Source organism: Cryobacterium sp. M25, assembly GCF_002929635.1.
Taxonomy (GTDB): domain Bacteria; phylum Actinomycetota; class Actinomycetes; order Actinomycetales; family Microbacteriaceae; genus Cryobacterium; species Cryobacterium sandaracinum.
In genome coordinates this window covers 170,774-193,718 of record NZ_PJJU01000055.1, presented here as the reverse complement: position 1 = coordinate 193,718, position 22,945 = coordinate 170,774, and the positions used below count along the sequence as shown (strand labels likewise).

Annotated in this window: 16 protein-coding genes and 1 pseudogene; 11 read left to right on the top strand and 6 right to left on the bottom strand. The window is 68.9% G+C overall.

Annotated features, from left to right (window positions below; genetic code table 11):
* Positions 1 to 124: 124 nt before the first annotated feature.
* Positions 125 to 1,051 (bottom strand): annotated as a pseudogene (nrdD, locus tag CXY81_RS11820) (anaerobic ribonucleoside-triphosphate reductase); the annotation flags it as partial.
* Positions 1,052 to 1,210: 159 nt separating this feature from the next.
* On the bottom strand, positions 1,211 to 1,591 hold the full coding sequence (locus CXY81_RS11815; protein ID WP_104194943.1) for a hypothetical protein: 381 nt from the start codon (positions 1,589 to 1,591) through the stop codon (positions 1,211 to 1,213).
* Positions 1,592 to 1,801: 210 nt separating this feature from the next.
* On the opposite strand from CXY81_RS11815, the gene CXY81_RS11810 reads away from it, so the two are divergent.
* Complete coding sequence (locus CXY81_RS11810; RefSeq protein ID WP_104194942.1) at positions 1,802 to 2,863, top strand: LLM class flavin-dependent oxidoreductase; 1,062 nt, start codon at positions 1,802 to 1,804, stop codon at positions 2,861 to 2,863.
* Between the two features lie 153 nt (positions 2,864 to 3,016).
* Here CXY81_RS11810 and CXY81_RS11805 read toward each other — a convergent pair whose 3' ends face one another.
* Entirely contained in the window at positions 3,017 to 3,208 is a 192-nt protein-coding gene (locus tag CXY81_RS11805) for a hypothetical protein (protein WP_146067685.1), read from the bottom strand.
* A 360-nt stretch (positions 3,209 to 3,568) separates the two neighbouring features.
* Between CXY81_RS11805 and glgX the strand changes: the two genes are divergently transcribed.
* The 3 genes from glgX to treZ are packed head-to-tail and all read left to right on the top strand — an operon-like array spanning position 3,569 to position 9,922.
* Positions 3,569 to 5,773, top strand: a complete 2,205-nt coding sequence (gene glgX, locus CXY81_RS11800; protein WP_104194940.1) for a glycogen debranching protein GlgX — start codon at positions 3,569 to 3,571, stop codon at positions 5,771 to 5,773.
* Positions 5,770 to 8,160 carry a malto-oligosyltrehalose synthase gene (gene treY, locus CXY81_RS11795; RefSeq protein ID WP_104194939.1) on the top strand — a complete coding sequence of 797 codons (2,391 nt, stop codon included), beginning with the start codon at positions 5,770 to 5,772 and terminating at the stop codon, positions 8,158 to 8,160. The genes glgX and treY overlap by 4 nt, the downstream gene beginning before the upstream one ends.
* Positions 8,150 to 9,922 carry a malto-oligosyltrehalose trehalohydrolase gene (gene treZ, locus CXY81_RS11790; protein ID WP_104194938.1) on the top strand — a complete coding sequence of 591 codons (1,773 nt, stop codon included), beginning with the start codon at positions 8,150 to 8,152 and terminating at the stop codon, positions 9,920 to 9,922. Before treY ends, treZ begins: the two co-directional genes overlap by 11 nt.
* Positions 9,923 to 10,033: 111 nt before the next feature.
* Here the strand turns inward: treZ and CXY81_RS11785 are convergent, their stop codons facing one another.
* Positions 10,034 to 12,883, bottom strand: a complete 2,850-nt coding sequence (locus CXY81_RS11785; protein WP_104194957.1) for an FAD-binding and (Fe-S)-binding domain-containing protein — start codon at positions 12,881 to 12,883, stop codon at positions 10,034 to 10,036.
* A gap of 74 nt (positions 12,884 to 12,957) precedes the next feature.
* Positions 12,958 to 14,685: an L-lactate permease gene (locus tag CXY81_RS11780; RefSeq protein ID WP_104194937.1), complete on the bottom strand. Its 1,728-nt coding sequence runs from the start codon at positions 14,683 to 14,685 to the stop codon at positions 12,958 to 12,960.
* A gap of 134 nt (positions 14,686 to 14,819) precedes the next feature.
* Here CXY81_RS11780 and CXY81_RS11775 point away from each other — a divergent pair, with 134 nt between their 5' ends.
* Genes CXY81_RS11775 through CXY81_RS11765 form a run of 3 tightly spaced genes read left to right on the top strand, consistent with a single transcriptional unit; the run spans position 14,820 to position 16,598 of the window.
* A complete protein-coding gene (locus CXY81_RS11775; RefSeq protein ID WP_104169621.1) occupies positions 14,820 to 15,512 on the top strand; it encodes a GntR family transcriptional regulator in 693 nt (230 codons plus the stop codon).
* A 16-nt stretch (positions 15,513 to 15,528) separates the two neighbouring features.
* On the top strand, positions 15,529 to 16,089 hold the full coding sequence (locus CXY81_RS11770; protein WP_104194936.1) for a hypothetical protein: 561 nt from the start codon (positions 15,529 to 15,531) through the stop codon (positions 16,087 to 16,089).
* On the top strand, positions 16,086 to 16,598 hold the full coding sequence (locus CXY81_RS11765) for a hypothetical protein (protein ID WP_104194935.1): 513 nt from the start codon (positions 16,086 to 16,088) through the stop codon (positions 16,596 to 16,598). Before CXY81_RS11770 ends, CXY81_RS11765 begins: the two co-directional genes overlap by 4 nt.
* Before the next feature lie 35 nt (positions 16,599 to 16,633).
* Here the strand turns inward: CXY81_RS11765 and CXY81_RS11760 are convergent, their stop codons facing one another.
* Complete coding sequence (locus CXY81_RS11760) at positions 16,634 to 17,884, bottom strand: low temperature requirement protein A (RefSeq protein ID WP_104194934.1); 1,251 nt, start codon at positions 17,882 to 17,884, stop codon at positions 16,634 to 16,636.
* A gap of 141 nt (positions 17,885 to 18,025) precedes the next feature.
* On the opposite strand from CXY81_RS11760, the gene CXY81_RS16720 reads away from it, so the two are divergent.
* From CXY81_RS16720 to paaZ, 4 genes are read left to right on the top strand one after another with little or no spacing between them, the layout of a single operon-like run.
* The gene (locus CXY81_RS16720; RefSeq protein WP_174843647.1) at positions 18,026 to 19,210 is read left to right on the top strand and encodes an acetyl-CoA C-acyltransferase; all 1,185 of its coding nucleotides are present in this window, start codon (positions 18,026 to 18,028) and stop codon (positions 19,208 to 19,210) included.
* A complete protein-coding gene (locus CXY81_RS16715; RefSeq protein WP_104103479.1) occupies positions 19,211 to 19,957 on the top strand; it encodes an enoyl-CoA hydratase/isomerase family protein in 747 nt (248 codons plus the stop codon).
* A complete protein-coding gene (locus CXY81_RS11750; RefSeq protein WP_104194933.1) occupies positions 19,954 to 20,853 on the top strand; it encodes a 3-hydroxyacyl-CoA dehydrogenase family protein in 900 nt (299 codons plus the stop codon). Before CXY81_RS16715 ends, CXY81_RS11750 begins: the two co-directional genes overlap by 4 nt.
* Positions 20,853 to 22,934, top strand: coding sequence for a phenylacetic acid degradation bifunctional protein PaaZ (gene paaZ / locus CXY81_RS11745; protein WP_104194932.1), 2,082 nt, complete (start codon positions 20,853 to 20,855; stop codon positions 22,932 to 22,934). Before CXY81_RS11750 ends, paaZ begins: the two co-directional genes overlap by 1 nt.
* Positions 22,935 to 22,945: the final 11 nt, after the last annotated feature.

Genomic DNA, 22,945 nt, shown 5'->3' with positions numbered 1-22,945 from the left:
TCGTGCGTGCCGGGTGGGCTCCCCACCCGAGAAGACCACCCCGTCGAGTAGGCCGTGACGCTTGGCCAGCAGCCAGCCGCAGGTGGACAGTGCCACAAGTCCCGCGATCTGCAGATCGTTCGCGCTCGCCCTTCTTGCCGATGCTGAACGAGCTGACCGGGCGGAAGTGGCCCATCACGATGGTCCACACCTCACAGACGCCGCCGCAGACCGTGCAGGTCGGGTGCTCGCCGGCCAGGTAGCCGTGGTCGGGGCAGATTGAGAACGACGGCGTAACCGTGATGTACGGCAGCCGGTGCGTCGTCAGGGAGCGCTGGACGAGCTCGCGCCAGGCCGCGGCCGTGCAGAGCTTCTCCGACATGTACAGGTGCAGCACGGTGCCGCCGGTGTACTTGCTCTGCAGCTCGTCCTGGCGGTCGAGGGCCTCGAACGAGTCGTCGGTGAAGCCCACCGGCAGCTGGGACGAGTCGGTGTAGTACGGGTTCGCTTCGGTTCGGGCCTGCAGGATGTCCGGGAAGCGCTTCCGATCGTCCTTTGCGAACCGGTCGGTGGTGCCCTCCGCCGGGGTAGCCTCCAGGTTGTACATGTTTCCGGTGGTCTCCTGGAATGAAGTTCTGGAAATAAGGAGTGCCAAACTTCGCGGTCATCACGTCGATAGACGCCCGGTTGATCACGGCCATCTCCTCGGCCAGGTCGCCGTGGTTGAAGTCCTGCTCGACCTCGCCGATCACGGTCACCTGCTCGCGCAGGTACTCCGGGCAGACCCAGTCGAACGTGAGGTTGGTGAACGGCGCCCGGTAGGAGTCGAAGGAGCTGAACTCCTGCGCTCCGGCCCACTCGCTCTGCATGGTGCCGAGGAAATTGACGATCTGCGCGAGGGCCGAGGAGAAATGCCCCGGGGAGTGGACTCGACCTTGTCGAGCCAGCCAATCAGTCCCTCGTCGAGGAACACCCGGAGCGACCAGCCGGCGCAATAGCCGGCCAGCATGTCGAGGTCGTGGATGTGTAGCTCGCCCTCGCGCTGCGCCTTGCCGATCTCGGCGCTGGAGACGGCGGCACGGATCCGCACTGCGTCGGAGGGAGCCTCGGCGCCAGTGCGCTTGATGGCCCAAAATTTCGGGTTTGTGCATTTGACCTCACACCCTGTGCCTCAACGTCACCACATCTTGGGGTCCGCATTCCGATACTGACGAGATGTGGTGGTGAGTGGCTAAGCGAACGGTAAGAACAGGGCCGCCAAAAGGGCGATGTAGACGACCACGAAGACTGCGGGGGTCAGGAAGCGCACGACGTTGATCCACGGTGCGGAGGCGATGACGCCGCGCCCGAGGGCGCTGTTCGCGGGCAGCGCGCAGAGGTCAGCCACGATGGCGAGCCCTTCGTTCGCGGACGCGATTTGAGCGAGCGCGCCGAGAATGCCTGAGGCCAGCAGGATGCCCGCGGCCGCGATGCGCACGCTCAGCTCGGCCTCCGCCAGGCCGAGGGACAGGAAGGCCACGAGCGCCGTGAGTAGGAAGGTCGGAGCGAGCTGGGACATGATGATGTGCCAACGGGCCCGGGTCCAGAGCGAAATGAGTTCGTGTTCGGTCATGGGAAATCTCCTGTCGCCGGGGCGACCGGATGGTGGCGCCTGACCCCATTCTGCCCCTCGCGCCGGCTCGCCGGCGGCCCCCTCCCTAGCGGAGCGCCCCGAACCTCAGGTCGGGCTCGGAATATTCCCGGGACGGCCGCGGTTTGGCATTTGAATGCATTTGCATAGAGTTTGTCGGACGTACCGACCACGGCGAGGAGCACGCACCAGATGAAAAAGAAGTTCGAACTCGGGCTGGATACCTTCGGTGACGTTACCTTTGACGTCTTCGGGGCCCGGTTGTCCCAGGCGGCGACGCTGCGCAACGTGGTGGCCGAGGGTGTGCTGGCCGATCAGGTCGGCCTGGACTTTTTCGGGATCGGTGAGCACCACCGGGAAGATTTCGCCGTTTCCGCCCCCGAGGTTGTTCTGGCCGCGATCGCCGGGCAGACCACCGGCATCCGTCTCGGGTCTGCGGTCACCGTTCTCAGCTCCGACGACCCGGTGCGCGTCTTCCAGCGCTTCTCCACCCTCGACGCGGTCTCCAGCGGGCGTGCCGAGGTCATCCTGGGTCGCGGCTCCTTCACCGAGTCGTTCCCGCTTTTCGGCCTGGAGCTGGAGCAATATGAGCTTCTGTTCGAGGAAAAGCTCAACCTCTTCACCGAGCTGCTCAAGGAGGAGCCCATCACCTGGTCGGGCGAAACCCGTGCCGGCCTGCGTAACCAGCGGGTGTTCCCGCCCACCGAATCCGGATCCCTCACCACCTGGATCGGCGTGGGCGGCAGCCCCCAGTCCGTCGTGCGCGCCGCGCACTACGGTCTGCCGCTGATGCTGGCCATCATCGGCGGCTCGCCGCTGGCCTTCGTGCCACTGGTCCAGCTCTATCACCGTGCGCTGGCCCAGTTCGAGAAGCCGACCCGCCCGATCGGCGAGCACTCCCCGGGATATGTGGCCGTGACGGATGCCCAGGCCCGCGAGGAAATGTGGCCGCACTATGCCGCCATGCAGGACCGGATCGGCCGCGAGCGCGGTTGGGGTCCGGTCACCCGGGAGCGCTTCGAACACGACGCCGGCCCGGACGGCGCCCTGTTCGTGGGCTCACCCGAGACCGTGGCCACGAAGATCGCCGCCACGGCGGTGAGGCTGGGGCTCGCCCGCTTCGACCTCAAATACAGCCTCGGCACGCTCTCCCACGAGAAACTGATGACCAGCATCGAGCTTTACGGCACCGAGGTGGCACCGCTCGTGCGCGAGCTGGTAGCTGCCGACCGCGCCGACGACGAGAGCGGGTGATCGCGGAACGCCAGAATACGAGGCCCGGCACAGCGCCCGGATGAAGCAGGAGAGCCAAGATTTTGCTCAATACGGCTCGAAATACACCGGAAACCCGCTCTTTTCCCAAAATCTCCGTCGAATTGGTTCGACACCGGGCACGGTGCTCCGCCTCTAGAGCTCGGCCACCGTGCCGGCGCCCTCCTCCTGCAGAGCGTACCTGGCGGGGACGAGCTGCTCGAGGCTGCGGTAGACATCCGCCGGCACCACGTCTTCGCCGGCCGGTGCGTTGAGGATGATGACGTCTGTCCCCAGGCCGGCCCGGAGGGTGAGGTCGTAGAGCTCGTCGAGGTCGTGCTGGGTCAACACATCGCCCTGAGCCTCGGCGAGATGTACGCGTTCGCCGCCACGCCAATCGTGCAGGTACGCAGCACCTCGGCCGGGGCGTCGCACCGCGAGTCTGAACCATCCGGGCCTGCCAAGCTCCCTGGCCACCGGCGTGCAGAGGCACATCGGCGGCGTCCTCGCGGCCCTCGACGGTGACCGTGAGAACCGGGGACGGAGCGAAGACCACGACCGCATTCACAGCGGCTTGATACCCAGAGCGGTCACCCGCGAGAACGGATCGGGCGTCGACGGGGCCCGGCAGACTGTAGCGTACTTGTGGGCATACCGGCGCGGTCGGTGTGTCGACAGCACGAGACCCGTAGCACGAGGAGCACCCTTTTGGAAACCTGGCCCGGTACTGCGTACCCGCTCGGCGCAACGTACGACGGCAGCGGCACGAACTTTGCCCTGTTCAGCGGAGCCGCCCACCGCGTTGAGCTCTGCCTTTTCGACGAACAGGGCGTGGAGACCCGCATCGACGTGGTCGAATCCAGCGCGTTCATCTGGCACTGCTACCTGCCCCTGATCCAACCGGGACAGCGCTACGGCTACCGCGTGCACGGCGACTACAACCCCGCCGCGGGCAGCAGGGCGAACCCCAACAAGCTCCTGCTCGACCCCTATGCCAAGGCCACCTGCGGCACGATCGACTGGGACCAGTCCCTGTTCTCCTACAACTTCGGTGACCCGGATTCGCGTAACGACGAGGACTCCGCCCCGCACATGATGCTCGGCGTCGTCGTCAACCCGTTCTTCGACTGGGTGGGAGACCGGCCCCTGCGCACGCCCTACAGCGCCTCCCTGATCTACGAGGCCCACGTGAAGGGCCTCACCAAGCTGCAGGATGCGGTACCGGAGGGCCAGCGCGGCACGTACGCCGGCGTGGCGCATCCGTCGGTCATCGACCACCTGCAGAAACTCGGCGTGACCGCGATCGAGCTGATGCCGGTGCACCAGTTCGTCAACGACGGCACCCTCGAGGAAAAGGGCCTGAACAACTACTGGGGTTACAACACCATCGGGTTCTTCGCCCCGCACAACGCGTATTCCTCCACCGGTGACCTCGGCAACCAGGTGCAGGAATTCAAGGGGATGGTTCGTTCTCTGCACGACGCCGGTATCGAGGTCATCCTCGACGTGGTCTACAACCACACCGCGGAGGGCAACCACCTCGGCCCGACGATCTCGTTCAAGGGTATCGACAATGAGGCGTACTACCGGCTCATGGACGACGACAAGCGGTACTACATGGACTACACGGGCACCGGCAACACTCTAAACGTTCGCCACCCGCACTCGCTGCAGCTGATCATGGACTCGCTGCGCTACTGGGTTCTCGAGATGCACGTCGACGGCTTCCGGTTCGACCTGGCCTCGGCTCTGGCCCGGGACCTCTACGACGTCGACAAGCTCTCCACCTTTTTCGAGCTCGTGCAGCAGGACCCGGTGGTGTCCCAGGTCAAGCTCATCGCCGAGCCGTGGGACGTCGGCCCCGGTGGGTACCAGGTCGGCAACTTCCCGGCCCAGTGGACGGAATGGAACGGAAAGTACCGCGACACCGTGCGTGACTTCTGGCGCGGCGAACCGTCGACGCTGGGCGAGTTCGCCTCGCGCATCACCGGTTCCGCCGACCTCTACGAGCACTCGGGCCGCCGCCCCGTCGCCTCGATCAACTTCGTCACCGCGCACGACGGGTTCAGCCTCTCCGACCTGGTCTCTTACAACGAGAAGCACAACGACGCCAACGGCGAGAACGGCAAGGACGGCGAAGCGCACAACCGGTCCTGGAACTCCGGGGTCGAGGGGCCGACGGATGACCCGGAGGTCCTGGCACTGCGGGCCCGGCAGCAGCGCAACTACGTTGCCACCCTGCTCCTGTCGCAGGGTGTGCCGATGATCCTGCACGGCGATGAGCTCGGCCGAACGCAGAACGGCAACAACAACACCTACGCCCAGGACAATGAACTGAGTTGGATCCACTGGTCGGAGGCGGACCAGCCGCTGATCGAGTTCACGGCTGCCGTTTCCCGGCTGCGCCGCGAACACCCGACGTTCCGCCGCAGCAGCTTCTTCAACGGCCACCCCGGTCACCGCACCGCGGGCGACCCGATGAGCGACCTCGTCTGGCTGACCCCCGACGGGCAGGAAATGCAGTCCCAGGACTGGGACGAGCACCTCACCCGCACGGTCGCCATGTTCCTCAGCGGCGACGGCATCCGGGAGCGCGACGTCCGTGGCCAGGTGGTGACCGATGTGAATTTCCTGGTCTGCTTCAACGCAGACGCCGAGGATGTCGAGTTCACCCTGCCCTCGGCCGAATACGCCCCGGCCTGGGAGATCGTCGTCGACACGGCGGGCGAGGGCGCCGACGCGGTCCCGCGGCCCGCCGGGTCCCTGCACACGGTGACGTCGCGTTCCCTCGTCGTGCTGCGGGCGTATCACGCTCCGGAAACCACGCCGGACCACTCCGTCGCGGCCTCCCTGGCCGGGCTGATGACGGGGACGATCCCCGTGATCAACCCGGCGCACCTGGTCAAGCCGTGAAAATTCCACTCACCACCTACCGTCTGCAGATCACGGCCGCGTTCGACCTGGCGGCCGCGGGAGGGGTGCTCGACTACCTGACCGAGTTGGGTGCGGACTGGCTCTACCTGTCCCCGCTGCTCGCTGCGGAAGAAGGCTCCGACCACGGCTACGACGTCGTCGACCACTCCCGCATCGACCCGGTGCGGGGCGGCGCCGAGGCGCTCACCCGCTTGGCGGCGGCCGCGACGGATGCCGGGCGCGGCATCCTGGTGGACATCGTGCCCAACCACATGGGCGTCGCGACCCCGCACCGCAACCTCTGGTGGTGGAACCTGCTCCAGCACGGCCCCGCGTCGCGCTACGCGGAGGCCTTCGACGTGGACTGGGCCGCGAACGGCGACCGAATCGTGCTGCCCGTGCTCGGCGACGACGCGGACGGAATGAGCGAACTCGACCGCCTCCAGGTGGTCGGCGACGAGCTGCACTACTACGACAACCGGTTCCCGCTCGCCCCGGGAAGCGCCGACGGCGGCGCGGACGCCCGCGTCGTGCACGCCCGGCAGCACTACGAACTCGTCAACTGGCGCCGCGCGGACGCGCAGCTGAACTACCGTCGGTTCTTCTCCGTGAACACCCTGGCCGGCCTCCGGGTCGAGGTGCCGTGGGTCTTCGACGAATCCCACCGGGAGATCGTGCGCTGGGTGCAGGAAGGCCTCGTGCACGGGCTGCGGGTCGACCACCCCGACGGCCTCGCCGACCCGGGCGGCTACCTCGACTGGTTGCGGGATGCCACCGACGGAGCCTACGTGCTCGTCGAGAAGATCCTCGAGGGTGACGAACAGCTGCCGACCAGCTGGGCCACCGCCGGCACGACCGGGTACGACGCCCTCGCCGACTTCGACCGGCTGCTCGTCGACCCGGCCGGGCAGGGCGCGCTCGACGCACTCGAGGCCCGGCTGCAGGCCGAGGCCGCGGCGCCGACCGGTGACGCGCCGCCGGCGGACTGGGCCGACCTGGTGCACGCGCGGAAGCGCGTCATCGCGGACCGCACCCTCCAGGCCGAGGTCGTGCGCCTGGCCCGACTGGTCCCCGGCGGCGACGCCACCACCGAACTGACCACGGTCGACGCCCTGGCCGAACTCCTGGCCTGCTTCCCGGTCTACCGCTCCTACCTCCCGGTGGGCATCGACGAGCTGCGCCACGCTGGCGTCGAGGCGGCTCGCCACCGGCCCGACCTCGGCCCCGCGATCGAGGCTCTGCTTCCGTTGCTCGGCGACCCGGGGCATCCGCTGGCCGTGCGCTTCCAGCAGACCTCGGGCATGGTGATGGCCAAGGGTGTCGAGGACACCGCGTACTACCGCTTCAGCCGGCTCACCTCGCTGAACGAGGTCGGCGCCGACCCGGGGGAGTTCGCGGTCGACATGGCCGAGTTCCACCGTCGCCAGCAGACCCGCCAGGCCACCTTCCCGGCCTCGTTGACGACCCTTTCCACCCACGACACCAAGCGCAGTGAGGATGTGCGCGCCCGGATCTCGGTGCTGGCCGAGATCCCGGCCGAATGGGAGAGCACCCTGCGCACCCTGCGCGCGACCGCGCCCCTCGGCGACGCCCCGTTCGAGAACCTGCTCTGGCAGGCCATCGTCGGATCGTGGCCGGCCACACCGGAACGCCTCATCGCCTACGCGGAGAAGGCGGCTCGGGAAGCCGGAACGTCGACCACCTGGACCAGCCAGAACGCGGAGTTCGAGACGGCGATGCGCGGCCTCGTGACCGCCTCCTTCAACGACCCGGCAGTCACGCAGACGCTCACCGCGTTCGTCGACCGGGTGCGCCAGGCGGGCTGGAGCAACGCGCTCTCGAACAAGCTCGTGCAGCTGACGGCCCCCGGAGTGCCCGACGTCTACCAGGGCAGCGAGCTATGGGACACCTCCCTCGTCGACCCCGACAACCGCCGCCCGGTCGACTACGACCTGCGGCGCGGCTACCTGGCCCGGGTGCAGGACGGCTGGCTGCCGCCCGTCGACGAGACCGGCGCCGTGAAACTTCTGGTCACCACGCGCGCCCTCCGGCTGCGCCGCGACCAGCCCGAACGTTTCTACCGGCACAGTCCGGTCCCCGCGTTCGGCGCCGCCGCCGACCACGTGATCGCTTTCGACCGCGGCGGCGCGGTCACCATCGCCACCCGGCTGCCGCTCGGGCTCGCGGCCGCGGGCGGCTGGGGAGATACGATCGTGGTCTTGGCCGGCGGGCCGGTCGTCGATCTGCTGACCGGGGAACGCCACCCCGGCGCATCCGTCAGCGTGGCCGCCCTGCTGGGGCGCTACCCGGTGGCCCTGCTGGTGCCGGCCGACGACGCCGACCCGACCCGCACGACCGACCTGGAAGGTGCCGACCATGCCCGCTGAATTCGAAGTCTGGGCTCCCAACGCATCGGCCCTGGCGGTCGAACTCGCCGACCAGACCGTGCCGATGACCCCGCGGGGCGACGGATGGTGGCACGCACCCCGTCCGCTGACCGAGCCCGCCGAGGGCCGTGCCGCTGAGCCCGTCGACTACGGCTTTTTGATCGACGGCCAGGGGCCCTTCCCCGACCCCTGCTCCCGGCACCAGCCGAACGGCGTGCACGCGAAGAGCCGCACGTTCGATCCCGGCGCGCACGTCTGGCAGGACAGCGCCTGGACCGGCCGCCAGCTGGCCGGCAGCACGATCTATGAGCTGCACCTCGGCACCTTCACCACGGAGGGCACCCTCGACGCCGCGGCGGGCCGGCTGGCCCACCTGGCCTCGATCGGCGTCGACTTCGTGGAGCTGCTCCCGGTCAATGCCTTCAACGGCACCCACAACTGGGGCTACGACGGGGTGCTCTGGTACGCCGTGCACGAGGGCTACGGCGGACCGGCTGCCTACCAACGGTTCGTGGACGCCTGTCACCAGGCCGGAATCGGCGTCATCCAGGACGTGGTCTACAACCACCTCGGCCCGAGCGGCAACTACCTGCCGCAGTTCGGTCCGTACCTGAACGAGAGGGGCGACACGGGCTGGGGCTCCTCTCTCAACCTCGACGGCGCCGACTCCGACCCGGTGCGCCGCTACATCATCGACAACGCCCTGATGTGGCTGGGCGACTACCACGTCGACGGACTCAGGCTGGATGCGGTGCACGCCCTGCGGGACGACCACGCCCTGCACCTGCTCGAGGAACTCGCCGCCGACGTCGATGTGTTGAGCGCCACCTGCGGGCGTCCGCTCACCCTGATCGCCGAGTCGGACCTCAACGACCCGCGTCTGATCACGCCGCGGGACGTCGGCGGCTATGGGCTCACCGGCCAGTGGAGCGACGACTTCCACCACGCCGTGCACGTGGCGGTCACCGGCGAGACCACCGGCTACTACGCCGACTTCGAGCCGCTCAGCGCCCTCGCGAAGGTGCTCACCCACGGGTTCTTCCACGACGGCACCTTCTCCAGCTTCCGCGGGCGCACCCACGGTCGGCCGATCGACACCGCACGGATGCCGGCCTGGCGCCTCGTCGTCAACAACCAGAACCACGACCAGATCGGCAACCGGGCCACGGGCGACCGCCTCAGTGCGACCCTCGACGCCGGGCAGCTGGCGATCGCCGCCACCCTGACCCTGCTCGGCCCGTTCACGCCCATGCTGTTCATGGGCGAGGAGTGGGGGGCGAGCACACCCTGGCAGTTCTTCACGTCGCATCCGGAACCCGAACTCGGCGAGGCCGTCCGCACAGGCCGGATCGGCGAGTTCGCGCGCATGGGCTGGGACCCGGCCGTGGTGCCCGACCCGCAGGACCCGGCCACGTTCGAGCGGTCGGTGCTGGACTGGGCTGAGGTGTCCCAACCGGCCCACGCGCGCCTGCTCGATTTCTACCGGGCTCTGGGCTGGCTGCGGCGTTCCCGTCCGGACATCACGGACCCGCGCTTCGGCCGGGTCGCGGTCGACGTCGACGATAACGAGCGGTGGCTGCGGCTCTGCCGCGGCGACACCGAAATCCTGGTCAACCTGGGCACGGAGGCGTGTGACGTGCCGACGGATGCCTCGGCGCTACTGGCATCCTTCGCGGCCGTCGGCGACGCGGTCCAGTCTCGCACGCCCACCGCGGTCACCCTCGCACCGCACTCCGTCGCCGTGTTCGGCGCCTCCGAGTAGCCCGCAGTCAACGGTCCCCGGGGCCTCGTGCCTCGCGGCGCACCCTACGGAAGCTGGCGCACGTTACACCGTGCGCCAGCTTCTCCAACCTGCGCCGCGAGTGGGCAGAACTCAGACGGCGCCCGACTCTGCCAGGTGGGATGCGGCGGCATCCGGATCGTCGGCGTCGGGCCGGGTCACCTCTTCCAGCAGCTCGAGCACGTGGCGGTACTCCTTGCCGGTGGCCCGGGTCAGCCCGAGCTCACAGGTGCGGTTGCACGACGCGAATGCCGTGGCGTCCATCGTCGCGACATCGGCCGCCTGCGCCCGGGTGGCGGATTCTGTCAGCTCGGGATGCAGCATGCCGCGGTCCCCGGCGAAGCCGCAGCAGCCCCAGTTATCCGGCACCTGCACCCTCTCGGCCACCCCGCCGGCCAGGGTCTGCAGGGAGTCGTTGATGCCCATCCGGGTGGAGGAACACGTGGGGTGCAGCGCGAGCGAATCGATCTTCTGGTACTCGGGCAGTGACGGCAGGATGCGTTCGACCGCGAACTGCACGGCGTCGACCACCCGCAGGCGCGGCTCGTTCTGGTCACCCTCGATGGTCGTCCGCAGCCCCTCGGTGCAGGAGGAGGCGTCGCAGATGATGGCGAGCTCGCCGTTCCGGGTCGCCGTGCGCAGCGCCGCGAGGGTCTTGGCCCGCATGGTCGCTTCGCCGGTCTTCAGCCCCTTCGACGACCACGGCGTGCCGCAGCAGAGCCCGTCGATGCCCGCGGGCACGACGAGGGTGATGCCGGCCCGGTCGCAGAGCTGCTCGAAGCTGACCTGCACCCCGGGCGTGCCCGCGGTGGCCGGACCGAACATGGTCTGCACGCAGGCCGGGAAGTAGACGGCCTCCGGCGCCAGGGCCGGCACCGGGCGGGAGCGTCCGCCGCCGCCGCCGGGCAGCTCGCTCGAGTAGAGCGGCAGCGTGTCGGTGCCGAGCACGGCTCGGCCGAGCTTGTTGGGCACCATCAGCACCGGGGCCGGGATCTTGCGCACCACAGTGAGGGCCAGCCCGGCGCCGCGGGTGACCGCACCCCAGTTCTTGGCCGCGGTGTTCCAGACGCCGTTGATCAGCGGCCCGGTCTCGCCGCGCCGGATCTGCTTCATCATGGTGCCGGTGTTGATGTTGACCGGGCAGGCGGTCTGGCACATGCCGTCGACCGCGCAGGTCTCCACGCCGTCGTAGACGAAGTCCTTCTCCAGCTCGGCGGCCAGAGCCAGGTCGCCGCTCCGGCGGGCCTGTTCGATGGCGCGCAGGGTGACGATGCGCTGGCGGGGGGTCAGGGTCAGGTCCCGGCTGGGGCAGACGGGTTCGCAGTAGCCGCAGGAGACGCAGCTATCGACCACCTCGGCGACGGGCGGCACCAGCTTGATGTCACGAAGGTGCACCTCAGGGTCGTCGTTCATCAGCACGCCGGGGTTGAGCATCCCGGCGGGGTCGAACAGCACCTTGAGCTGCCGCATGACGTCGTAGAGCTCGTCGCCGTACTGGCGCCGCACATACGGAGCCATCACCCGGCCGGTGCCGTGCTCCGCCTTGAGCGAGCCGCCCTCGCCGAGCACCAGGTCGACCATGTCCTCGGTGAAGGCGCTGTAGCGCTCCAGCTCGGTTGTGCCGGTGAACCCGTCGGTGAGCATGAAGTGGATGTTGCCGTCCTTGGCATGGCCGAAGATCACGCTGTTGCGGTAGCTGTACTTGTCGAACAACCGGATCAGCTCCACGCAGGTGCGGCCGAGCGCGGCCACCGGCACGACGACGTCCTCGAGCAGCGCGGTGGTGCCCTGCGGGCGGGCGCCGGCGACGGATGCGTAGAGCCCCTTCCGCAGATGCCACAGCTGGGCACGGGTCGCGGAGTCCGCGCTGAACTTCACCGGGGCGCTGAGCCCGAGCCCCGGCATAATGGTCAGCCCCGCGCGCTGGAGCTCCTGCAGCGATTCGGGGTTGTCGGTCTGGTACTCCATCAGGAGGGCGGCGTGGTCGCGCACCGCGAGGTCGCGCACGACCGGGGGTACGTCGTCCAGGCCCTGGCCGACCTTGAGCGACAGGGCGTCCATCAGCTCCAGGGTGGCCGCCCCGGTTCCCACCAGGGCAGGCAGGGCCGCGTTGGCGGTCTCCAGGTCCGGGAAGACCAGCAGGCCGGTGACCGTGTGGGTCGGCCGCGGGACGGTGCGGAAGACCGCCTCCGCGACGAACCCGAGGGTGCCCTCGCTGCCCACGATCAGGTGCGCCAGGATGTCGACGGGCCGGTCGAAGTCCAGCAGGGAGTTCAGGCCGTAGCCCATGGTGTTTTTCATCGAGAACTGGTGACGGATGGTCGAGACGGAGGCCGGGTTGCCGGCAACCCGCTTGGCGAGGCGCAGCAGGCCCTCGTGCAGCTCGGGTTCGAGGGCGCGGAGGCGCGCGTCGGCATCCGCCGCCCCGGTGTCGACGACGGTGCCGCTGGGCAGCACCACCGTGACCGATTCCAGGGTCTGGTAGGCGTTGTCGACGGTGCCGCAGGCCATACCGGAGGAGTTGTTGGCCACGACGCCGCCGATGGTGCAGGCGGATTCGCTCGCCGGGTCCGGACCGAATTTGCGGCCGTACTGCGCCAGGCGGGCGTTCAGGGCGCGCACGGTGACGCCGGGCTGAACCCGCACTCGGGCGCCGTTGTCCTGCACCTCGATCTGTTTGAAGTTGCGGCGCACGTCGACGAGCACGCCGTCGGTGAGCGCCTGGCCGCTCAGGCTGGTACCGCCGGAGCGGAACGTGAGCGGCACACCCTGCGCCCGACTGGCGCGCAGCAGCTTGCCGACCTCGTCCGCGTTGGCGGCCACGACGACCGCCTGCGGCACCAGCAGGAAGTGCGAGGCGTCGTGGGCGTTGGCGTGCAGGTCGATCGCCCGGGTCTTCACCTGGGCCGGGTCGGACACCGCGGCGCGGAGTGCACCCAGCATCCCGGCGGATGCAGGCACCGCTGTGGGACCGGAGACGGTCGCCGAGGGCGTGACCACCGTGCCGCGGCGGGCCATTACGGCACCATCCAGCCGAGGACCGGGGTGGACTGCAGCACGATCAGGACCGTGATCAGCACGAGGAGCCCCAGGCTCCACCCGACGAGCTTGCGGAAGAGCAGGCTCTCCGCACCCACCAGGCCGACGGCGGCGGCCGCCACGGCCAGGTTCTGCAGCGAGAGCATCTTGCCGAGCACACCGGCCGACGAGTTGGCGGCGGCCATCAGCACAGGCGACAGGCCGGTCGCGTTGGCGGCGGTGACCTGCAGCTGCCCGAAGAGCGCGTTGGACGAGGTGTCGGAACCGGTCAGGGCCACGCCGATCCATCCGATCAGGGGGGAGATCACGGCGAAGAATACGCCGGCGGTGGCCAGGTAGGCGCCGAGGGAGGCGGTCTGGCCGGACAGGTTCATCACGAATGAGAGGGCGAGCACGGTGGTAACGGTGACGATGGTCCAGCGCAGCTGCACGAGGGTGTCGCCGTAGATCTTGAGGCCCTGGCGGAACGAGACCTTGTAGAGCGCCATGGTGAGCAGGCCGGAGAAAAGCAGCAGGGTGCCGGTGGCCTTGAAGTGGTCGAGCTTGAACATCGTGGCCGGAACCGGGTCGCCGGCGGCGTCGGTCACGTTCAGTCCGGGCCAGGCGAAGGTGACGCTGCCCACGACGCTGAGCCAGGCCTTGATGGCCGGGATCTGCGCGATCGAGAAGATGCCCATGATGATCAGGTACGGGGCGATGGCCTTCCACACCTGGCGCGGTTCCGGGCGGGTGTTGTCGTTCAGGTCAGGGCTGTCGGCAGAGCGTCGCGCCGACTTGAGCGCGGTGGTGGGGGTGCTACGCATGGCGGATGCGGGGACCGCGGCGCCCACGGTCGTGCTCACCAGGTTCTCGGCACCGGACAGTTCGACGTCGTCGTTCAGTCCCATGGATTCGGCCGGCTGCCAGAAGCGCAGCATGACCAGGACGGCGGCCACGGTGGCGACGGCGGCCACGACATCCGTCAGCTCGACGGCGAAGAAGTTGGCGGTGACGAACTGGGCCAGTCCGAAGACGAGTCCGGCGACCACGGCCACCGGCCAGGTCTGCTTGACGCCGCGCTTGCCGTCGACGATGAAGACGAGGATCAGCGGAACGATCACGGCGATGAACGGCGTCTGGCGGCCGGCCATCGACGCGAGGTCCTGGATCGGCAGGCCGGTGACGCCGTTGAGGGCGATGATCGGGGCGGCCATGGCACCGAACGCCACCGGGGCCGTGTTTGCCAGCAGCGACACCATGGCGGATTTGAGGGGCTTCATGCCCGCGGCCATCAGCATGGCGGCGGAAATGGCAACCGGGGCGCCGAATCCGGCGAGGGACTCGAGTAGTGCGCCGAAGCAGAAGGCGATCAGGATGGCCAGGATACGCAGGTCGTTGGAGATGGAGCGGATGGTGCGGCCCAGCACCTCGAACCAGGGGGTGGCCACGGTGAGCTTGTAGATCCACAACGCGTTGACCAGAATCCAGAGAATCGGGAAGAGGCCGTAGAAGAGGCCGGCGGCCGTGGCGCTCAGCGCTTGGCCGACCGGCATCTGCCAGCCGACGACGGCGAGCACGACCGAGAGGAGCAGGCTGACCAGCGCCGCCTTGTGCGCCTTGACCCGGAACACGCCGAGAAGGACGAACAGGAGAATCAGCGGCAATGCGGCGCAGATGGCCGACAGGACGAGGGATCCAAGAATCGGATCGAGTATCTGTTGAAAGATTGGGTCTCCACACTGAGGTCGTGGTCACGCCGTCGTGACACTTCATCAGTTGTATAGCAAGTATGCAAGTAAGTCAATATAAATTGTGTTTTTGTCTGTCAAGATGAGAACACAATTTAGGAAAGGCAGGCCCCGTGACAGCGCGCGTAACGGCAACGTCGATCGTGGATGCCATCGCGAACGACCTGCGAACCCGAATCCTTGAAGGGGAATTGACCTCCGCCGCGGCCCTGACTGAGACCGATATGGCCGCGAGCTACGACGTCGCCCGCCCCACGGCGAAGGCGGCGATCGAGAAACTCGTCGCTGAGGGACTGCTGGTGCGCGGGGCGCACAAGAGCGCCCGCGTCGCCGAGCTCGGACCGGACTCCGTGCGCGACATCTACCAGGCCCGCGCCTACCTCGAAAGCGAGGTGCTGCGCCGCCTGGCCCTCAGCTGCACCGTCCCCGAGGAGGCCGTGCAGGCCAACCTCGACATCGCGGCCGTGGCTGGCGGCTCCGCCCTCGACGTCGTGGAACCCGATATGCGTTTCCACACCAGTCTGATCGACGCCGTCGGCAACGAGCGGATCAGCAGGATGTACCGTTCCCTGGTTAGCGAGGTACGCCTCTGCATGGTGCGGGTGCAGTCGCTGAACCTGCTCGACACCGCGTTGATCCAGGCCGAACACCAGCGCCTGCTCGAGCTGATCGGGGAGGGCGATGGCGCCGCGGCCGCCGAGTTGCTCGACGAACACCTCGCCCGTGCCCGCGAACGCCTCGCCGCGGCAATCGGCGGCGAAGCCGGCCCGGAGGCACACCTCCCGTCGTCCCTGCACCGGGTCTGAGTCCCCCAGAGACGCCATGGGCTACTTTCTCGCACCATCCACCCGGGTTGCCCTGTCGCGCCTGGTGACCCTCGACACGGCCCCGGGCTCGGCGCCGCTCGAGCGGTTGCGGGCCATCCGTTCCCTGCTCTTCGAGCTCGACGCCGACCCAGCCACCCTGGTAGGTGTGCGCGACGCCCTCAGCGGGGGAGCGGACTGGGACGAGATCGCCGACGCCGCCGGTTTGAAACCGGCCGCCGCGAAGTGGCGCTGGAGCGGCACCGATGCGGAGATCGCCGCCCGGCAGGCGGCCGGACGCAAGCGGTCCGCACGTCCCAGCGCCGTGCCCACCGATCTGCCCGGGCTGTCCGTGTCCGAGGCAGCTGCGCAGCTGGGGGTCACCGCCCAGGCGATCTACCTGAAGCTGAGCCGCGGCAAGCTCGCCGGCCGAACCGTCGAACTCCCCGACGGGCGAAGCTACAAACGGGTCTTTCTCAACGAAGACCCGGATGCCCGCCTTGACCGCGCCGAATCGGCAGCAGACAATGACCCCACCGCTTCCCCCCGATGCACTCTGACGACGGAGCCCTCACCATGACTGATTTCTCCTCGACCAGCACGCCCACCCGGTCGATGCCCCTGTCCGATCAGACCGAGACGCTCGAGCCCCTTGAAGAGCCTCAGACGACCGAGGCCCAGCCCGCGCCCAGGCGCGTAGCGCACCTCACGACCACGTCCGGCCAGCGCACCGCGCTGGTCGTCCTGGTCGGAATCATAGCCCTCGCCGTGGCCTTCATCGTGATGCTTTTGGTGGGGGTGTCGAGCGAGAGCATCAACGCCCTGGCCGTATTCGCCACGCCCGTCGCCTCGATGGTGGCCGCCTATTACGGCATCACCCTGAGCATCCAGCAGGTGCGCAGCGAACGCGCCGAGAAGGAAAAGGCTATCGCCCGAGCGGATGCCGCCGACGCCGCCAGCCGCGAGACCGAGGTCTGGGCCGCCCAGATGGAATCCGGCCTGCGCGTCGCGATGGCCCAGCTCGCCGCCGCGGGTATCGGCACCGAGGCGGTCGAGAAGGCTGCAGGCACCCCCGACGGCTTCTTCTGACCGGGGTTCGATCACTTGAAGCCGCCCAGTTTCGGCTAGCCGGCCTCCTTCTCGGCGGTGCCGTTCCGCACGCGCACGATGGTCCCCCAGCAGGCGACGGTCGTCAGCATGAACGCTCCCAGCGCTCCTAACGCGAGCGGCGAGAGGGCGAAGGCGAGGGGCAGCGCCAGCAGCAGCAGTGCGATTCCCGTGACATGGGAGATCAGCACCTCCCGGGCCACGACGAATCGGAACAACGCCAGCCCCAGCAGGTACAGCAGAGGCCCGCCGGTGATGGCGACGGCCGTCGAAAAAATGACCGGGTCATCCGGATGCGCCAGGATCTCCTTAACGCCGACCGAGCTCAGAACAACGCCGGCGATGAGCATCGCATGTACATAGGTATACGCGAGCCGGGCGAGCCGGCCGGGGTCGGCGGCATCGGCGAGGGCTTTGCTGCCCGCGTACTCGCTGTGGTCGAAGTACAGCCACCACATGGCCGCTCCACTCACGAAGGCCAGCAGCAGGCCGAGCACACCCGGCACCGACACGTCCTGATCGACGAAGGCGAAGCCCGTCACCAGAAATGATTCGCCGAGTGCGATGATGACGAACAGGGCGCTGCGCTCCGCGATGTGCGGACCGGAGAGCTCGCCGTCGCCGGGAGTGGCCCGGCCGAGGCCCGGCACCGGGAAACCGAGCGTCGCGGAAACGAACTCGATCCCGAGTGCGGTGGCCCAGAGCAGCAACCGGTAGTCGGCCGGGAGCAGGCCGCCGAGAATCCAGAAGAGCCCGGCCACGGCGAGCCAGAGGAAGATCCGCACGAAGGCGCGGTAGAGGGCGCGATCGTGGAGCGCGAGGGCGAGCGCCATGAAGGCCGTTCGGCCCAGCTGCAGGGTGACGTAGGCCACGGCGAAGAGGAATCCCCGGTCGCCGAATGATTCGTGGATCGAGACGCTCACCACCAGCCCGACCAGGGAGAGGCCGATCACGACCCCGCGCACAGGCAGGCGGGCCGGATCGAGCAGGTTGGTCACCCAGGTGGTGTGCACCCAGATCCACCACAGGGCGAGCACCAGGATGACGGACTCGGCGGTTCCCTGCCAGGACTGGTTCTCGTAGAGATGGCGCGACAGCTGGGTCAACGCGAACACAAAGATCAGGTCGAAGAACAGCTCGATGTAGGTGACCCGATCCGCCAGGTCGGACCGATCCGGGCGCATCAGATTGAGCCGGAGGCCAAAACGGACGGCGGGGCGGCGACCGGTGCCGGGAGCGGAGGGGACGGTGCTGGGCGTTGCGTTCACGCACCCAGTCTGCCTCAGTCCGGCAGATGTGGGGGAGGCGGCGTGGCGGCCTCCCCTGTTGCCCTGAGGGGACTTTCTATGACATTCTTTTACAAAACGAACGGTCAGTTAGTAAACGCGGCGATCAAAGGTGATGAAGCCATGCCCGAAGCATTCCTAGTTGATGGTGTTCGAACTCCTATCGGCCGATACGGCGGGGTGCTGGCCGGCATCCGCCCCGACGACCTGGCCGCCATCGTGCTTGCCTCGGTCGTGTCCCGGTCCGGGCTGGATCCCGCCCTCGTTGACGAGGTCATCCTCGGCGCCGCCAACCAGGCCGGCGAGGACAACCGCAACGTCGCCCGCATGGCCGTGCTCCTGGCCGGTCTCCCCGACAGCGTGCCGGGGATCACGGTCAACCGGCTCTGCGCATCCGGCCTGTCCGCCGTGCACCTGGCCGCCAACATGATCAAGGCCGGCGAAGCAGACCTCGTGATCGCCGGCGGCGTCGAATCGATGACCCGCGCACCCTGGGTTCTCGCCAAGCCGGAGAAGGCGTTCGCCAAGCCGGGCGAGATCGTCGACACCTCGATCGGCTGGCGCTTCACGAACCCGCGCCTGAAAGCGCGCGACAAGGCCACCTTCTCCATGTCGGAGACGGCGGAGGAGGTCGCCGCCCTCGACGGCATCAGCCGGGCGGATGCCGACACGTTCGCCCTCCGCTCGCACCGGCTGGCACTCGAGGCGCAACGTGACGGCATCTTCACGCCCGAGATCGTGGGTGTTCCCACCCGCGCCGGACTGATCGAGATCGACGAGGGCCCCCGAGCCGACACCACGCTCGAACGCCTCGCCGGGCTGCGCTCGGTCGTGCGGACGGGCGGCATCGTCACGGCCGGCAACGCCAGCTCCCTCAACGACGGGGCCTCCGCCATCGTTGTGGCGAGCGAGGCGGCCATCGAGCGTCTGGGGCTGACGCCCCGCGCCCGGGTGGTAGGCGGAGCCAGCGCCGGCGTCGCCCCGGAGACCATGGGCCTCGGCCCGGTCCCCGCCACCCAGAAGCTGCTGCACCGCCTGGGACTGACCATCGGTGACGTCGACGCCGTCGAACTCAACGAGGCGTTCGCGACCCAGTCTCTGGCCTGCATCCGCCGGCTCGGCCTCGACCCGGAAATCGTCAACCGGCACGGCGGCGCCATCGCCCTCGGGCACCCGCTCGGGTCGTCCGGGTCCCGCATCCTGATCACCCTGTTGGGGCGCATGGAGCGCGAGGGTGCCCACCGCGGCGTGGCCACCATGTGCGTGGGCGTCGGGCAAGGTTCCTCCCTGCTGGTGGAGCGCGTCTAGATGTCGCGCGAGTTCACGACGCTGCTGGTCGACGAGCGGCCCGACCGGGTGCACGTGCAGCTTGACCGACCGGCCGTGCGCAACGCCATCGACCAGACCATGATCGACGAGCTGCACCTGGTCTGCGCCGACCTCGAGCAGGAACCCCGCATCCTGATCCTCTCCGGCACGAACGGCGTCTTCGCCTCCGGGGCCGATATCGCCCAGTTGCGGGAACGCCGGGCCGAAGACGCCCTGAACGGGATCAACTCGACCCTGTTCGGCCGGATCGCCCGCCTGCCGATGCCCGTGATCGCCGCCATCGACGGTTGGGCGCTCGGCGGCGGGGCCGAGCTGGCCTACGCCGCCGACTTCCGGATCGCCTCCACGACCGCCCGGCTCGGCAATCCGGAGACGGCCCTCGGCATCATCCCGGCGGCCGGAGCGCTGTGGCGGCTGGCCGCGCTGGTCGGCGAACCCGTGGCCAAGGAGATCATCCTGGCCGGGCGCATCCTGAACGCTTCCGAGGCGCTGGCGGTGCACCTGGTCACCGAGGTGCACGAGTCGGACGTCCTGCTCGAGGCAGCGCACGCGCTGGCCGACCGGATCGCCAAGCAGGACCCGCTGGCCACCCAGCTGGCCAAGGAGGTCTTCCATGTTCCCGCCGCGGAGCATCCCGTGGCCGACAACGAGGCCCAGGCGCGCCTGTTCGAGTCCGACCAGAAATTCACCCGAATGACCGCATTCTTGGAGAGGAAGAAGCGATGACGCTCAGCACCGTGTCCACAAAGGCCCAAGCCGCTCAGTCCGTGCCAGTGCCGCACCAGGTCGGCGTGCTCGGCGGAGGCCGCATGGGCGCCGGCATTGCGCACGCGTTCCTGATGGCCGGGGCCCATGTCACCGTCGTGGAGCAGGGAGACGACGCGGCTGCTGCCGCCCGCGACCGGGTCCTGACCGCCATCGACAAATCCCAGAGCCGCGGTAGCGTGACCGCGAGCCGCGCCGAGCTCGGCGACCGGCTGACCGTGACAACGGATGCCGCCGCGTTCGCTGGCTCCGGCCTCGTCGTCGAGGCCGTTCCCGAGATCGTGGCGCTGAAGACGCAGGCGCTCCGCCTGGTGGAGGCGCACCTCGCCCCCACCGCCTGGCTGGCGTCCAACACCTCCTCGCTGTCGATCACCGATCTGGCCGAGACGCTGGACCGCCCGGACCGGTTCATCGGACTGCACTTCTTCAACCCGGTGCCGGTCTCGACCCTGATCGAGGTCGTCACGGGGGAGCGCACCGACCCGGAGCTCGCCCGGCTCGCCCAGGCCTGGGTGTCCGCGCTCGGGAAGACGCCGATCCTGGTGCGGGACTCGCCCGGATTCGCCAGCTCCCGCCTCGGCGTCGCGATCGCGCTCGAGGCGATCCGCATGGTCGAGGAGGGCGTGGCCAGCCCCGAGGCCATCGACACGGCCATGGTTCTCGGCTACAAGCATCCGGTCGGGCCTCTCCGCACGACCGACATCGTCGGCCTCGACGTTCGCCTCGGCATCGCCGAACACCTGCACGAAACCCTCGGCGACCGGTTCGCCCCGCCGCAACTGCTGCGCGACCTTGTCGCACGCGGTGACCTCGGACGCAAAAGCGGCCGCGGCTTCTTCGATTGGAAGGATGCATGATGACACTCCTCAGCAATGGCACCAGCACTGACACCGGCCCTGACACGAGCTCTGACACGGTCGTTCCCAGTTACGTTCTCGACTCCTGGTGGACCCCGGACACCGACGTGGTCGCCCAGCGTGTCCTCGACGCGAGCACCGGGGCCGAGGTCGCCCGGGTCAGCAGCGACGGGCTCGACCTGGCCGCCGTGGTCGAACACGCCCGCACCGTCGGCCAGGCCTCGCTCGGGGAACTGACCTTCCACCAGCGCGCCATCCTGCTCAAGAAGCTGGGACAGTACCTGGGCGGGGTCAAGGAGGAGCTCTACGCGCTCTCCGCCCGCACCGGCGCCACCCGCTACGACTCGATGGTCGACATCGACGGCGGCATCGGAGTGCTGTTCACGCTGTCCTCCAAGGCCCGGCGCGAGATGCCCAACAGTCAGGTTTACATCGACGGCGACGTCGAGGCGCTCTCCCGCGACGGCTCCTTCAGCGGTCAGCACATCTACACCCGCATCCCCGGAGTCGCCTGCCAGATCAATGCCTTCAACTTCCCGGTCTGGGGCATGCTTGAGAAGCTGGCCCCGGCGTTCATCGCCGGCGTGCCGACGATCGTCAAGCCCGCGACGCCCACCGGGTACCTGACCGAGGCGGTCGTGCGTCACATCCTGGCGTCCGGCATCCTGCCCCTGGGCGCCCTGCAGCTGATCTCCGGCAGCGCTAGGGACCTGATCGACCACCTCGATTACCGCGATCTGGTGGCGTTCACCGGGTCGGCCGGCACCGCCCGCACCCTCAAGTCCCACCCGAACGTGGTCGAGGGCGGCGTGCGCTTCACGAGCGAGACCGATTCGCTCAACGCCGCGATCCTGGGCCCGGACGCCGCGGCCGGCACGGCCGAGTTCGACGCCTATGTCGCCTCCGTAGTGACCGAGATGACCAGCAAGGCCGGTCAGAAGTGCACCAGCATCCGCCGGCTGATCGTGCCGGCGGGCCGCCGCGACCAGGTCGTCGCGGCCGTCTCCGAACGGATGGCCCGCCGCGTCACCCTCGGCGACCCGCGCGCCGAGGGGGTCACCATGGGGCCCCTCGCCAGCACCGGGCAGCGCGACGAGGTGCTCGCCAGCGTCGCCCGCCTGATCGACGGCGGCGGACGCATCGTGATGGGCTCGGTGGACGCCCCGACCGGAACCGACCCGGGCGGCGCCTTCGTCGCCCCCATCCTGCTGGCCTTCCACGACCCGGAGAGCCCGGCCGTGCACGAGATCGAAGCCTTCGGCCCGGTGGCCTCCATCATCGAGTACACCGACCTGGACCACGCCATCGTGCTGGCCGCGCGCGGCGGCGGCTCACTGGTGACGACCGTGGCCACTCACCACCCCGATATCGCGCGTACGCTCGTGCTCGGGATCGCAGCGCACCACGGCCGGGTACTGATGCTTGACCGGGTCGATGCGCGCAGCAGCACGGGCCACGGATCGCCCGTTCCGCACCTCGTGCACGGCGGACCCGGGCGGGCCGGCGGCAGTGAGGAGCTCGGCGGCATCCGTTCGGTGCTGCACCACATGCAGCGCACGGCTATCCAGGGCTCGCCCGACATGCTGACCGCCATCACGGGGGAGTGGCACGCCGGTGCCGCGGTGCGAACGGGCATCCACCCGTTCCGAAAGTCCCTGGCCGAGTTGCGGGTGGGCGACCAGACCCAGGGCGGACCGCGCGTGGTCACTCTGGCCGACATCACGGCATTCGCCGAGGCCACCGGCGACAAGTTCTACGCGCACACGGACCCCGAGGCGGCGGCGGCGAACCCGTTCTTCCCCGGGATCGTCGCGCACGGCTACCTGCTGGTGTCCTGGGCGGCCGGGTTGTTCGTGGATGCGGCCCCCGGGCCGGTGCTCGCGAACTCCGGGCTGGAGAAGCTGCGGTTCGTCACCCCGGTGTCGCCCGGCGACAGCATCCGGGTCACCCTGACGGCCAAGCGGATCACCCCGCGCGAGACCGAAGAGTACGGCGAGGTCTGCTGGGACGCCGTGCTGCACAACCAGAACGATGAGGTCGTCGCCACCTACGACGTTCTCACCCTGGTCGCCAAGGAGTAACCCCCGGGCAC

Bases quoted from the DNA above. Each gene is read 5' to 3' on its own strand.
- CXY81_RS11765 (WP_104194935.1), top strand. From the start codon at position 16,086: ATGACTGATTTCTCCTCGACCAGCACGCCCACCCGGTCGATGCCCCTG.
- CXY81_RS11810 (WP_104194942.1), top strand. From the start codon at position 1,802: ATGAAAAAGAAGTTCGAACTCGGGCTGGATACCTTCGGTGACGTTACC.
- CXY81_RS11750 (WP_104194933.1), top strand. From the start codon at position 19,954: ATGACGCTCAGCACCGTGTCCACAAAGGCCCAAGCCGCTCAGTCCGTG.
- CXY81_RS11770 (WP_104194936.1), top strand. From the start codon at position 15,529: ATGGGCTACTTTCTCGCACCATCCACCCGGGTTGCCCTGTCGCGCCTG.
- CXY81_RS11785 (WP_104194957.1), bottom strand. From the start codon at position 12,883: ATGCTGGGTGCACTCCGCGCCGCGGTGTCCGACCCGGCCCAGGTGAAG.
- treZ (WP_104194938.1), top strand. From the start codon at position 8,150: ATGCCCGCTGAATTCGAAGTCTGGGCTCCCAACGCATCGGCCCTGGCG.
- CXY81_RS16715 (WP_104103479.1), top strand. From the start codon at position 19,211: ATGTCGCGCGAGTTCACGACGCTGCTGGTCGACGAGCGGCCCGACCGG.
- CXY81_RS11815 (WP_104194943.1), bottom strand. From the start codon at position 1,591: ATGACCGAACACGAACTCATTTCGCTCTGGACCCGGGCCCGTTGGCAC.
- CXY81_RS16720 (WP_174843647.1), top strand. From the start codon at position 18,026: ATGCCCGAAGCATTCCTAGTTGATGGTGTTCGAACTCCTATCGGCCGA.
- paaZ (WP_104194932.1), top strand. From the start codon at position 20,853: ATGACACTCCTCAGCAATGGCACCAGCACTGACACCGGCCCTGACACG.